The organism is Haloferula luteola (assembly GCF_014201715.1).
GTDB lineage: Bacteria > Verrucomicrobiota > Verrucomicrobiia > Verrucomicrobiales > Akkermansiaceae > Haloferula > Haloferula luteola.
This window is the reverse complement of record NZ_JACHFD010000024.1, coordinates 45,836-59,864: the sequence shown is the minus strand read 5'-3', so window position 1 is coordinate 59,864 and position 14,029 is coordinate 45,836. Positions and strand designations below refer to the sequence as shown.

General features: G+C 58.7%; 8 protein-coding genes and 1 tRNA gene. 3 read left to right on the top strand and 6 right to left on the bottom strand.

Features of this window, described 5'->3' with window-relative positions; genetic code table 11:
* Nucleotides 1-287 precede the first annotated feature (287 nt).
* Entirely contained in the window at nt 288-662 is a 375-nt protein-coding gene (locus tag HNR46_RS17440) for a hypothetical protein (protein WP_184021159.1), read from the top strand.
* Nucleotides 663-680: 18 nt separating this feature from the next.
* Nucleotides 681-1,265, top strand: coding sequence for a hypothetical protein (locus HNR46_RS17435; RefSeq protein WP_221285248.1), 585 nt, complete (start codon nt 681-683; stop codon nt 1,263-1,265).
* A 318-nt stretch (nt 1,266-1,583) separates the two neighbouring features.
* Here HNR46_RS17435 and HNR46_RS17430 read toward each other — a convergent pair.
* From HNR46_RS17430 to HNR46_RS17405, 6 genes are all read right to left on the bottom strand, one after another.
* Nucleotides 1,584-1,658, bottom strand: a tRNA-Met gene (locus HNR46_RS17430).
* Between the two features lie 132 nt (nt 1,659-1,790).
* Nucleotides 1,791-3,377: an NAD(P)/FAD-dependent oxidoreductase gene (locus HNR46_RS17425; protein ID WP_184021157.1), complete on the bottom strand. Its 1,587-nt coding sequence runs from the start codon at nt 3,375-3,377 to the stop codon at nt 1,791-1,793.
* Between the two features lie 134 nt (nt 3,378-3,511).
* Nucleotides 3,512-4,801: a DUF4340 domain-containing protein gene (locus tag HNR46_RS17420; protein ID WP_184021155.1), complete on the bottom strand. Its 1,290-nt coding sequence runs from the start codon at nt 4,799-4,801 to the stop codon at nt 3,512-3,514.
* A gap of 32 nt (nt 4,802-4,833) precedes the next feature.
* Complete coding sequence (locus tag HNR46_RS17415) at nt 4,834-6,759, bottom strand: GldG family protein (RefSeq protein WP_184021153.1); 1,926 nt, start codon at nt 6,757-6,759, stop codon at nt 4,834-4,836.
* A 43-nt stretch (nt 6,760-6,802) separates the two neighbouring features.
* Nucleotides 6,803-7,537: an ABC transporter permease gene (locus HNR46_RS17410; protein WP_184021151.1), complete on the bottom strand. Its 735-nt coding sequence runs from the start codon at nt 7,535-7,537 to the stop codon at nt 6,803-6,805.
* A 20-nt stretch (nt 7,538-7,557) separates the two neighbouring features.
* A complete protein-coding gene (locus HNR46_RS17405) occupies nt 7,558-8,289 on the bottom strand; it encodes an ABC transporter ATP-binding protein (RefSeq protein WP_184021149.1) in 732 nt (243 codons plus the stop codon).
* Nucleotides 8,290-8,812: 523 nt separating this feature from the next.
* Here HNR46_RS17405 and HNR46_RS17400 point away from each other — a divergent pair.
* Entirely contained in the window at nt 8,813-14,017 is a 5,205-nt protein-coding gene (locus HNR46_RS17400) for an autotransporter-associated beta strand repeat-containing protein (RefSeq protein ID WP_221285247.1), read from the top strand.
* Nucleotides 14,018-14,029: the final 12 nt, after the last annotated feature.

The window sequence follows — 14,029 nt, the reverse complement described above, 5'->3', positions numbered from 1 at the left end:
TGCCATGGCTCGCGTCCCGAGGAAGCAGCGGGCGGGCCAGCGGGCGGAAATCGGGCTGGAACAGGGAGGGGTTTTTCGACAGTTTCAACAAGGCGGCGCTCTCAACACTTGCCCCGACGCGAGTCGAATTTTAACAGTGATCACAACCCTCAACCCACAGTCAAAGCGCGGCTTTCGTCAGGCGGTTGGTGTGCTTTGACGTTCGCCTGATAAATTGAAGGACACCTGCAACCGGGAAGCCAAGAGGCAACAGAACTGGCTCCGTAAATGATTCCAAGACAACGGGAATGAAGATCTATTGGACTACTCCAAACGCACCTGAATTGGCGACCTTTTCTCCTATTGAACGGAAGCAGATTTGGCGTGAGTGCTCTCGCTCAACTCCGTCGTTTGTGAGAGCAGCAATAGCCGGCGTTAGTGCAGGTTGTGGTGCTCTTGTCGGAGACCTGATTGGGCCCGGTTGCGGTATTTGGGGAGCGGGTATTGGTGGTGGAATCGGAGGCTTCATCGCCGGACAATTCATGGTCAATCGGACCTTAGCAGTAATCCGGGAGCTGTATCGCCCTGATGTTCCTTCGACTACGTTTCTCAACGAACGGAATCACAAGGAAACCAATGGCGAACAAGCCGCGGCATCCGACGGCGACAAGCCGCCAAATTGAATTCCTGCTTTCATCGCGTTGCCGGATGCGCTCAAACGGTCGCTAGAAATGAATCGCGCGTGGAGAATATTTAAAGGCTTCCTCCTTGTTTGGGGAGCGATTTCCTTCGTCGCGGTTCTGGTAATTGGCGGAACGATTCTCTATCAGATCGGCTCTGGCAATCGGCCAACCAGCAAAACCGTAAGCAAGCACGATGTAAGGTTCGTCCTGAACTGGTGCAATCTAGGCGACGACCGAACTGAAGAAGTGGTTCACAGTTACGCTTCTGCGAGATCGTTCACTGGGGATCATCTGGGTGGACATGCAATGCGTGTCTCTCATCTCGACGGGTCAGAATTGGTTTTCGACGAAGAACGCGGCGGAGGCGGGTGGTATCGTGGGGACGCTCTCACAGGAACCGCTGAGCAGGCGATCGACTTTGCTGCGAGTTGGTTGCGATTATCAGAGATGCCTTGGTTTCCAACGATTGACGAGATTCGAAGCCCCAACATGTATGTTTATGTCTGGAGTATTGACATGTCAGGAACTCGACCAAACGCAGCACAGATCATCTTCGCCAGTCCGAACGATAAGATGATCTACTACTTTGATGCGAAGCTCTAAAATACCCAAAAGCGAACGAGAGCGTCGGAAAACACCGATTGAGCCCTTCGTTCCTTTGGCTTCCGATGGTGCCGAGTGATGGACGCCGTTTCGGATTTTCGGCCGGGCGTTTCCGCTCCTGGGTCATGGCGCCTGGTGATGAACTTCTGTGACGTTCCGCCGCGACCACCCATGCCGTGAGGCAAGGAGGATTCATGGGACGCTTCCATTGCATCCGGAATGGGACACTAAGAGCAAGACTGGCTCGTCTGGACTTGTTCCCACTTTTGTTCCCATTTTCGAGGGCCGTGGATCCTGTAAGTCGTTCAGGATCATCAATGGTAGCAGGGGCGGGAATTGAACCCGCGACCAAAGGCTTATGAGTCCTCTGCTCTACCTCTGAGCTACCCTGCCATTGACGTCCGAGGGCCGAAGACCGGCCCGGGGCCGGGGGAATTACCCACAGGGAGGCTGGCTGACAACTGAAAAAAGAAGGAAGTTCCTTCGGGAGGAGATCTAGGTGAAAGCGGGGCGTTCGACCCTGTCCTAGGCCATGGCCTTGGTGGTTTCCGGTCGACGAGTGGCGGGTTCCGATGGAGAGGGGGATTGCATGGCGGGGATGGGGCGCTGAAAGAGGGTTTCGCCTTCTAGGCTGAGCCAGATCCAGATGCCTTTGAAGAAGTGGCGGAGAGCGCCTAATCCCGCGTTGAAGGGGGTGCGGATCAGGTAGGAATGGTCGAGGTTTTCCTTGCCATAGGTGCCGGCCGCAAGGCGCTTGCGGGCGATGAGCTCGAGGCGCCGATTGTAGAGGGCCATGAAGTGGGCAAAGACGGCGCCAATAGGGCCGTTGTAGGGCATTTTGGAGAATTCGCGGTCTGTGTCGCGGTAGACCAGCTGGACGGGGCCAATGAAGTAGGTGGCGATGTCGAGCAGGAAGGCGGCACGCATGAGACGGGCGTCGCCGAGGTATTGGTATTTGTCGAGGTAGAGGGCTCGAAACCACCGGAAGTAAGATTCCTGGTATTGGGCGTAGTGGCTGGCGATGCGGTTTTGCACGCATTGGCCGTCGAGGGAGTCGTGGATCAGCCGGTGGGCAATGGAGATGCTGTGGGCGCAGAAGTCGAGGCCGTGGGAATAGAGGGGATCCATGAAGCCGGCGGCGTCCCCAATGGCAATCCAACCGTCGCCACAGACTTCGGTGGAGCGATAGGGAAGGTGCTTGTAGATGCGGGCGTCGTTTTCCACGGGGATCGCATTCTCGAACATCAGGCGACCGATGGGATGGGTGAGAAGGTGTTGTTTGACGCGCTGGCCGACGGGTCCCTCGGAGGGAGGGGTGCAAAGGCGTTCGTCCCAGGTGACGCCAGCGGAGAATTCGCCGTTGGCGAGGGGGATGATCCACGACCACCAGCCGCGGCCCATCAGGTGATTGGTGGCGGAGCCGCGAGAGACGACGGGTTTGATACTCGTTTTGAGCGGACCAGCATGAGATTCGTGGCAATCGAGGTCGCGGACGTTTTGGAACCGCACCCACATCGAGTGGACGGGGTGCTCGGGAAGGGGGACGAGGGTTCCTCGTTGGCGGGCAATGAGTGCGGCTTTGCCGGAGGCATCGACGACCCACGCTGCAGTGACGGAGTGGGTTTCGCCGTTGGTCTTGTAGGTGACGGTGGAGGGGCCGGGAGTTTGGAGGTCGAAAGATTTGACGGTGGCAGGGCGAACGATGTCGCAGCCAAGTCGCCGTGCTTCCTCAAGAAGGTGGGGATCGAGCTTCGCGCGGTTGAGTTGATAGGTGGGGAAGCGGGCTTGGGAGAAGGGGCCGATCTCGGAGCAGTGGCTGGGGCAGGAGTTTTCGGGGGTCGTGAACCACATGCGTAGCCCGTGCTTTTGGAAGTGATCGCGGGCGAGGTAGTTGGAGAGGCCGAGAACCCGGGTGAGGAAACAGCCTGCGACTTCCGAGGTGGATTCGCCAATTTTGCGGTCAAACTCGGTCGATTTCTCCAGGATGAGAATGCGGGTCTGGGGGCGTTCGCGTTTGAGAAGGATGCCGAGAGCACTGCCGGAGAAGGCACCACCGAGGATGACGACATCGTAGGCGGACGTGGCGGGTAGGGGGTCGGCGGCGGAAACCATGGCGGCAGCATGCTGGACGCGATTCGCGGTGGGGGCAAGCGGACTCGGTGGCGGAGGCAGGGCACGAAAAAAGCCCGCCTTGGATCAGGCGGGCTTGGAGGATTCGGGTGATGAACGGCAGGCGATGCTGTCGATCACTCGCCATTTGCCGGAGGCATGGGCGGGATCTGAATGGGTGGGGTGACCGCCTGAACAGGGCGTCCGGGGCGGCTGAGGTTCGGTGCGCCCGCGGGGGCGGTACCACCTGCGGGGGGCGCGGTTTTGATGAAGGCGGTGCGATCCTTGAGGAGAGGATCGACGGTGTATTTGCTGACCTTGTAGACACGGCCTTCCAAGGTGCGGGCGGTGGCAAGATTCTCTTCGAGGGTCTTTTTGCGCTCGGCGAAAGCTTCGTCGGCCTGTTTGGCGGCGTCTTCGGTCTCGCCTTCCGCCTTTTTGCGTTCTTGAGCGATGTCCCCGGTGACGGTGACGGACATGCCATAGCTAGCGGGTGGAGGCGTGCCGGCTTCGGTTTCCTGGGGTTCTTCGATCAGGGGACCGAAGGTGATGTGGTAGGTGAGTCCCTCGAAGGTTTCGATCACAGCGGTTTGGCGCTGATCTTTATGCCAGGAGGATTCGGCTTTGTTGGCAGGCAACACGTCCTCGAAGCGGGCGTAGGAGAAGAGGTTCTTGAGGGGGTTGAAGGCGGTTTCGTCGAGTTGATCGTTCTCCTGTTTCCCGATGAGGCTGAAGTTGGCGTTTTCCGCATCGCGTGAGACTTTCCATGCGGTGACGTTTTCTTCGCCGGGTTTGCTGACTTCCACTGAGCGGATTTTCTCGATTTTGAGGAAGCTGTCGTCGAGCCAGCGCTCGACCATGACGGTGATGGTCGGGAAAACCTCGCTGGTCACGTAGACGCCGGATTCATCGGCATGATTGAGGACAAAGCGCCCCGAGGAGCCCCCGCCGAAGGGGTTGGAGGGGTCGCTGGCGGCCTCCAGGGTTTTGCCGAAGGTGAGGTGAGCAACTTCTTTGCCTGAGGCATCGGAGAGGAGGAGGTCGGTGCCTTTTTCTTCATCATCATCTGCCTGCGGATCCATTCCGAAGCGGGGAGCGAAGGAGGGATCGGCTTCGATGCCTTGGGTGACTTTGACTTCAGCAAGGGTGCGGAGGAGGTCGTTGATGTTGGTGGTGTTGGCGGGGTAGGCATCGCGCTCGGCGACGGACCAGGTGCCATCTTTTTTCTCGAGGGTGACTTTCTCCTCACCGCGGGTGATGAGGATTTTAGCGACGTTTTCTGCCGGGAAGCTTTCGAGGAGGGTGTCTCCACGGTCGCGGGCGGTGGCGCTTTCGAAGGACTCCTTGTGGGCGGATTTCACCGCCACCAGGGAGACGACGAGAACGGCCGCGAGGATCCAGAGGATGAGGACTTGCTTCTTGCTCATGGTCGATGGGGAAGAGGTTAAGAATGGTGGGTTCAGCGGGCGCGAGTGGCGGTGCGGCGGAAGATCAGGAGGGCGCCGCCCAAGAGGACGATCACGGCGGGAACGCCAGCGATGTTCCAGGCGATGATGCTACCAGCGATGCGATCTTTTTCGCGTCGGAGGTCTTTCTGCAGCTCTCGAACTTGCTTACGGGCATCGACCTCCTGTTGGCGGAGGTTGCGGATTTCCTTCTCCTGTTCGGGAGTGAGGTAGAGCTCACTGCCTTTGGATTTTTGGGATTGGAGTTCGTTGAGGCGTTGTTGGGCCTCTTCCGCTTGGGCTTCGAATTCGGCAATTTTCTCACCGACGCGTTGGTTGGCCTTGGCTTCGAGTTCGCTGAAGACGGTGAAGGGCCGGCTGGTGGCGGAACGGCTGCGAGAGCCGATCAGGTGAGTCGACGAGGCCGCCTGGTCGATGAGGTTGAAGAGGAGGGAAGAGTTGCCGTTGATGGGTTGAGCGATCTGCATGGTTCCGAGACGCTGCACGGCGTAGGAGAATTGGTCGTAGAAGGCATCGACATCGGAGATGAGAAAGACGTTGCCATCGGCCTCTGCCTGGGTGAGGGCGGTCGAGGTTTCGTTCTCCGGGGTTTCTTCCGGTTTTTCTTCGTCTTCTGGCGTTGCGTTTTTGGCCGCGGCCTTGGCTGGGTCTCCCTCCGGGAAGGCAGACTTGAATTTCCCGTGGAGGTGAAGCACGAGGTCGTAGGATTTCCCATCGGGCCGGAATTGGGTGGCCAGTCGGGGGTCGAGCTGAGAAGCGGGCATGTTGTCGACAAGTCCGGCTTCTTTCGATGAATGGATGAGGGTGTCGATGGCAACGCCTGAGCCGCCGGTTGGAGTCATGCCGCCTGCGAGGAAGAAGACGACGCTGTTGAGGTCCTTGGTGACGATGCTGTCTTTTTGCGGCATGCCGTCCTGAGGAACGGAGAGCACAGCGAGGCCGGTGCGATCGCCGCTCATCTTGGTTTTGTAGCTGGCGTCACCCACGGATTGGGTGGTGGTCATGTCGACTCCCCAGGCTTTCATGAGGGTAGGGAGGGTGGAGGTGGTGGGAGCTCCCGGTTGACCCATCATGGGATTGCCACCGCCGATCATTTGGGCGGTGACGGAGTAGGGGTCGACGCAAGCGATGACGGTTCCGCCCTTGAGGACGTATTGGTCGATGGCGAATTCGGCCTCCGGGGTGATTTCGGCCGGGTGCATCATGAGGACGACGCTGTATTTTTCAGGGTCGATCTCGCCGGGTGTCATGGTCAGGTCCTCGATGTTGTAGGACTGGCTGAGTTGATTGTAGATGACCCAGGGTTGTTCGGCTTGTTGGCCGGGCATGGTCGGGGCACCGCCGGCGATGGGCAGTGCGGACATGAAGCCGATGGTGGGTTTGCGAGTGGCACTTACTTCTGCGATGGCGCGGGAGATATTGTACTCCAGCATGGTTTCATCGCGCGGGTCGAGGAAGGGGATCGTGGTGGTGCGATCGAGGCAGGAAACGGCAATTCCGAAGTAGAGGTTGTCGTTGTTGATTTGTTGGCCGCTGATGCCGTCGAGGTTGGCGGCGTCCTCGGCATCGGTGTCGGGCTGAGGGTCGAGGTTTTCGATCTTCAGCTTCCCTTTGGCGAGGTTCTGGTATTCGGCGAGGAGGTCATCGACTCGTCGCATGTGGAGTTTGAGCTCCTCCGGCATGTAGTCGGTGCTACGGGTGGCGTAGTAACGGATGACGACCGGAGCGGCGAGATCGCCGAGGATGGCCTTGGTGCCGTCGGAGAGGGAGTGAATCTTATCCTCGGTGAGGTCGAGGGTTTTGTGCCCAAGGCCGAGGGTGCCGACGAGCATGTTGCCGGCGACGACGATGGTGGCGAGTGCGCCGATGGCGAGTCCTGCCAAGGCACCAGGGTGTAGAGTCTTAGTTTCCTTGCTCATGGGATGGAATGGTGAGCGGAGATGAAAAAGGGGTTGGGGAAGATCAGGCGCGTTTGGCCGAGAGGATGGCGGAAGTGCCGAACAGCGAAGCGAGGATGATCGAGGCGAACCAGACGAAGTCCTGCAGACGGAAGGCCCCTCGGGCGAGCGAGAGGTAGTGGTCCCAGACACCGAGTGAGGTGATAGCATCCTTCACATCGGGGGCGAGGGTCTTCGAATATTGCCGGACGAAGGGGTCGAAGGTGGCAAAGACGAGGCCAATACAAATGGCCGAAGAGACGATCAAGCAGATCACTTGGTCCCGGGTGAAAGCAGAGACGAGCAAGGTGATGGCGAGGAAGGTGCAGGCGAGTAAGGTGGCACCGATGTAACCGGAAAGGATGGCGAGGTTATCGGGCTCGCCTAGCCAATTGACGGTGATCCAGATGGGGAAGGTCAGGGCGATGGCGAGCAGCCAAACGGTCGCGGCGGCTTTGAATTTCCCGACGATGACGGCCCATAGGGAGATGGGGTAGGTGCCGACGAGTTCCAAGGTTCCGGAGCGGAGTTCTTCGCTGATGAGCCGCATGCCGACGGCGGGGACGAGCACCATCAGGATGAAGGGCAGGTAGAGGAAGAAGGAGTAGGTAAGGGAGGCGTCTCCAGCTTCGATAAAGTTCCCGAGGGTGAAGGTGAACACCATCGCGAGGAGCAGGAAGATCACGATGATGGCGTAGGCGATCGGCTGGCTGAAGTAGCTGGCAAGCTCGCGCTTGTAGATGGTCCAAACGTCTTTCATGGGAAAGGGAAGGTGGGGGGTTAGGCGGCGGAAGCGGTATCGCGGGTGGTGACTTGGCGGAACAAATCGGTCAGCGAGCCGGTGCCGGATTTGGCGATCAATTCCTGAGGGGTGCCGTCGACGACGATTTGGCCGCGATCGACGATGACTGCGCGAGAGCAGGCGGCTTCGACTTCTTCGAGAATGTGGGTGGAGAAGAGGATGGCCTTGGTTTTGCCGAGGCGGCGGATGAGTTGCCGGACTTCGTGTTTCTGGTTGGGGTCGAGGCCGTCGGTGGGTTCATCGAGGATCAGAACCTCAGGATCGTGAAGCAGTGCTTGGGCGAGGCAGGTGCGGTGGCGATAGCCTTTCGAAAGGGTATCGATGGATTGGCGTGCGACGTTCTGGAGGAAGCAGGTTTCGATGGCTCGTTCGACGGCCTCTTTTTTGGCGCTGCCGGAAAGGCCGCGGATGGCGGCGCCGAACTTGAGGAAACCGGTGACTGTCATGTCATTGTAGAGGGGCGCGGATTCGGGAAGGTAACCGATGTGCTTTTTGGCCTCCTTGGGATGGTCGATGACCGAAACGCCACAGATTCGGATGGCACCGGAGGTGGGGGGGATGAAGCCGGTGACCATGCGCATGGTGGTGGATTTTCCGGCGCCGTTGGGTCCGAGGAAACCCAGGACTTCGCCCTTTTGGACGGAGAAACTGAGGTGATTGACGGCGGTTTTGGAGCCGAACTGCTTGGTGAGGTTCTCAACTTCGATCATGGCAGAGAATGGATGAAATGTGGGTCCGGAGAAGGGGTCGAATGGGGTCCTCCGGCGTCCCATGTGTGCCACTAGCGGCACGGCCATGGGCGTGCGTCTGAAAAAAATCCGGAGGCTCGGAATGCAAGGGAAAAGGGAGGGATCGGTGGATTCAGTAGGGGAAAAACGTCCCCCCATCGGGGTATTTGGAGGGGGCTAGGAACGGCGGAATCGGGGGCTGGAAAAAATGAGAAATGGAGTGGTGGTGGTGTGTAAGTCGCAGATGGTGAGGGTTTTGATGGGTGGATTTTGGCTTTAAGGAAAGGATTCTTTGGGATGCTTCACGAAGCCCTTGACGGATCTAAGATACGTTTCCTAGAAGTTAAGGTAACGGACTCGGGAGTACCCAGAACTCCTCGTTCCGTTCGTTTCCCAACCCAGAATCGACGGCGAGTCGCCGGTTTCCGCCAACCCAGGAAATCGGCGTGCGGGTGCTTCCTATCCAGCAACCCCGAATCCAAATAAAAACCCTAGAAAACCCTGTATGATGAGTAGGACTTCCCTGCTGAATACGGCGTTCCTCGTTGGCCTCACGGCTGCCGCGACGGCGGCCAACATCGCCTGGGATGGCGGTGGCGACGGAACGACCTTTGACCTTGCGACCAACTGGGCTGGCGATGTGCTTCCCGATGGTACGATTCCCGACACGGCTGTCTTTGATGGGACGGCGGCGGGTGTTTTGAGCCTGATCTATACGGGCGCCAATCCGCTCGGAAATACTCTGGGTCTCGACCTGAGTGTGGCGGCCACCCAGACCAGTGGGATGAGCTTGGATAGCGGAGTGAATGTGACTTCGCTGCGATTGAACCAGCTATCGATTGCGAGCGGTGCCGGAGCCTTTCAGTTGGGGGACGGCGCAGATGCATTCAATATCACGTTGGGCAGCGCGGATGGGCAAATTCATGCCTGGACGAACGAGTCAGCAGCGACGGCCACGATCGCCTCGGATGTGGTCCTAGGGCTCGGTGGGGCCGGGAATCATGCTCTGAGCTTCGGAGGCTCGGGAAACTGGAATGTGGCGAGCCCCATGACGCCCTCGAATGGAGCGCAACTGAGCGTCCACAAGACAGGCACGGGTGAGTTGGAGCTTGCCAGTGGAGGGAGCCTCTCGGGAGGAGTGACCGCATACGGTGGTGCCTTTTGCGCGGTGTTGAAAGAGGGGGTCACCCGGCTCACGGGTGGCGAACTGGCCTGCAACAGCGGCGAACTGGTGGTTGGAGGACTGGACACCGGGACGGGAACGGACACGGAATTGATTGTCGACGGCGGGAGTTTGACGGGATTCAGCTGGCTTTCGGTGGGCCGCGGCAATGGTGCGGGCGGCGTTTCGTCCGATGTGGTGATCAACAATGGCATGTCGGTCAGTGGTGCGAATGCCTCGATCGGTTTCCATGCCGGCGACACGACACGGGCGGCGAAGGGCTCCATCACGCTTCATCAAGCTTCCACGCTGTCGTTGACGGGAACCCTCAATCTGGGCGAGTCAACGGGGGATGGGACGCTGACTTTGAATGATGGCAGTGTCCTCAATGCCAACTTCATCGACGTCGCCACTGGGCAAAACAATACTCAGGCGACTCAGGGAACGCTGAATGTGAACAGCGGTTCGATCGTCAATTGTGAAGGGGATTTCCGGACGGGATATGCCGGCAGTGCCTCGAATCAAGCTGTCGTGAACGTGAACGGAGGGACGGTCAATGTGGCGACCACGACCGAGCGGTGGATGATTGTTGCGCGATACGATTCGACGAATTCAACGATCAACATCGACAATGGCGGGACGCTGAATTTGAACGCGAACACCGATCTTAAGTTCGCTCAGAGCGGCAATGTGGGCACCAACGTGTTCAACTTGAACAGTGGCACGGTGACGGGGTTCAGCGATAACAAGACGACGCCGAACGGAAATTCGAATATCGACCTGCAATTGGCGGGAGGAACGGCCTCAGTCAATACCTTCAACCTGAATGGTGGGGTATTGACGATTCGGGAGATCTACACCTCTCAAAATACGGGGACGGCTTCGTTCAACTTCAACGGAGGCACGTTGAAGGCGAACGCGACCCATGCGGCGTTCCTGAATCTTGGAGGAGCGAACCAGCGGGCCAATGTGCGGGATGGCGGAGCGATCATTCACACGAATGGTTTCGATGTGACGATTCCCGAACCTTTGGTTCACAGTCCTATCGACGGCGATGCGGCGATCGACGGAGGACTCACGAAGTTGGGGACGGGGTCGCTGACTCTGAGTGGCGCGGAAACCTATACCGGTCCGACGTCGATTGAAGCCGGCACGATGACCATGGGGGGAACTCCGACGACCTCGCAGGTGAGCGTGGTGTCGGGGGCGAGCCTCGGGGTGGAGGATCCGATCGATACTCTGGGAGTGCTGGAAGTTCCGGCGCTGAATTTGGCCAGCGGTGCGACGCTACGATTGGAGACGAGTTCCGGGAATTTGAGTGAGGAAGTGGTGGTGACCGGGGCAGGTGGCCTGACCTTGGGAAGTGCTGCGGTTCAATTGACGCTCGACGATAGCACCAACGGAGCGGTGAGCGGCACCTACACGATTCTCGAGTACTCGGGGACGCTGAATGGTTCGGTCACGAATCTTTCGGTGGCCAATCCGCGGCCGGGTTATTCCTACGACTTTGCCGATACGGGAACGGCGGTGACGGTGACCGTGGTGGCATCGGATACCGATGGCGATGGGATGGACGACGATTGGGAAGATGCCAATGGGCTCAACAAGTTGGTGAACGATGCGGACGGCAATGCCGACGGGGACTTCTCGACCAATCTGGAAGAGTACCTGGCGGATACCGATCCTCAAGATGCGGCCGACGATCCCGGAAACCTCGACAACGATGGTTTGCCCGACGCATGGGAAGTCGACAATTTCGGCAGCACGGCAGTGCAAGCGGGGACGGACGATTTCGACGGAGATTACGACACGAATGCGTTCGAGTATGCCAATGGGACCGACCCGAATTTGGCCACGGACTACACCGATTCGGATTCGGATACGATGGGCGACGGCTGGGAGATCGCGCATTTTGGCGATATCACGACTTCGGACGGCACAGCGGACACGGACAGCGACCTGTTCACGGATCTACAGGAGTGGACCCGGCGAACGGATCCGACGGACGCCGCGTTCTCGCCTGCCTTTGCACGGCTTGATCACCGTTGGAATTTCAATGGTGACCTGTTGGATACGGGTACCGTGGGGGGCTCCGACGCCGTGATTCAACCGGGCGATACCGACAGCACCAACGTGGTGACTCAAACGGCAACCACCGTGGATTTCACCGGAGGTGCCAAGGCGAATTCCCAATGGGTGCAGCTCGGTAGCGATTTGTTGCCGGAGACCAATGAGCCGGTCACGTTGGAGTTCTGGGCGACTTACAATGCGGTTCAGAACTGGTCGCGAATCTTCTCGTTCTATGATCCAGCGGAGACGGTGGCGGAAGAGCTCTACATGTCGTGGAGTGTCGGCACGGGAGAGGGATCCGACCGCATCGAGTGGCTGGATAGCACGAAGAACGATGCGACGATGGATAACTCGATTTCGTATTTTACGGGGTCGGAGTACCACATCGTGATGGTGATTGAGCCCCTCGAAGGCAATCCAGAATCGTCGAAAGCGACATGGTATGCGGCGACTTCCGGTGATGCGGAGTTGGGCGTAGCCAAAGGGACATTTACCGTCGCGAACCGGATTGCCGATGTGAGCGATGCGGTGAATGCACTGGGTCGTTCGTGGTGGCCGGACAACGCGCCATCGGCCTCTTACAACGAGGTGCGGATGTTCCGTGGCAAGCTTGCCGAATGGGCTCTGGAGGCGATGCATGGGCAAGGCCCCGATGATCCTGCCCAGAAGGATGTTGATGGCGGTGCAGGTGCGGATGGTCTGCCTGATGCCTGGGAGGAATTTTACTTCTCCGGCGACTTCAGTTATGGTCCAAATGACGACCCGGACAACGACACGGCCACCAATCTGGAAGAGTTGTATGCGGGCAGTGATCCGTCGGACAACACGTCGTTCCCGGGGGACTCGGATGCGGATGGGTTGCCGGATCAGTGGGAACTCGACTATTTCGGATCGCTGGATGAGGACGAGTTTGGCGACCCGGACGGCGATTTCGCCTACAACATCGACGAGTATCTGGCAGGGACGGATCCCAATCAGTATTTCTCGTTCCCGGACAGCGACAACGATGGGATGTCGGATGGTTGGGAAGACTACTGGTTTGGAGATCTCTCGAATGATGGAACCACCGACACGGATGGAGACTCGTTCAATGAGTTGGCGGAGTTCGAGGGCCTTTCCGATCCGGAAGATCCACTGAGTCCCGGTGTGCCCAGTGGAGATGCCGATGGGGATGGTCTGCCGGATCGCTGGGAGGTGAATGCCCTGTTGGCAGTGAGTCTTGCCGATACGGATCCGAATGGTGACGATGACTCTGACACGTTTACGAACTTGGAGGAATACCAAGCGACTTCGGATCCGCTCGATGAACTCTCGACGCCTTCTGATGTGGACGGCGACGGTGAGGCCGATGTGGTGGCATTCTACGATCTGGAATCCACCGGCACGGGTCTCGTGGATATCGACGGTGAGGCCACTCTGTTCACCGATCGATTGGGGGGTTCAGGAACGGCGATTGCTACTCCGGATGATCGCCTTGATCTGGATACGGTCGCAGGGACGTTGACGTTGATCAGTTCGCCTTCGGACATCAATGGTCAGATCAACATGGAGCAGTTGGAAGCGATCGGGATTCGGTTGTCTGACTATGGCTTTACGGGAACCGAAGATTTCCGGATTCGTGCCCACTTTGTGGATCTGCCGGCGATGGATGGTTACGACCAGATTGGTGCTTATGTGGGCACCAGCACTCAGTCGGTGCTACGGGCTGGGACGATCGCTCCGGGGTATTCTGCTTTGGGGGTGAACACCAATGGAACCAACGATTCGGACGCGACGTTCGGGGCCGCCAATTCCGCTGGTGCGGTTGGAACGGACCTTTCGGTGTTGATCGAGCGAATCGGAGGAGTCTGGACGGTCTTCGTTAATGACAACGCCGCGAATCCGGGGGCGCAGCCCGCTTTCCTGGATGGCAATGGCGATTTGGAGGCCGGGGTGTTTGTGCTTCATCAGACGACGGCAAAGGCGGCGACCTTGGAGAGCTTCACGGTGGTGCGCTTTGGTCAGTCGAACCCCGATGGTGATGGCGACGGCATCGATGACGCCTGGGAAATCGCCTATTTCGGTAGCGTGGGCGTGATTGATGGCAGCGGTGACGCCGACGGAGACGGTGTGAGTGACCTCGAAGAGTATGCGTTCCACGGCGATCCCACGGATGGCAGTTCGTTGGGTGAAGGGTCGATCTCCACGGCAGATTCGAATGGCAACAGTCTGCCGGATTTGACCCTGACGATTGCGGTCCGGGCCGGAGCGACGTTTGGTCTGGGCTCCAATCAGGAGCAGACGGCCACGGTCAATGGGGTCGTTTACACGGTGCGAGGATCGCTTGATCTTTCGGACTGGACGGGTGGCGTCAGCCACGTCGGCACCAGTGCATCGACCAGCGAAGACTATGAGTTGCACACCTTCCGGCTGGATTCTTCGGATGGCCTGACTGGCCGAGGATTCCTCGATGCGGAGGTGGAAGGACCCAATCCCTGAAGGGAGAGAGGG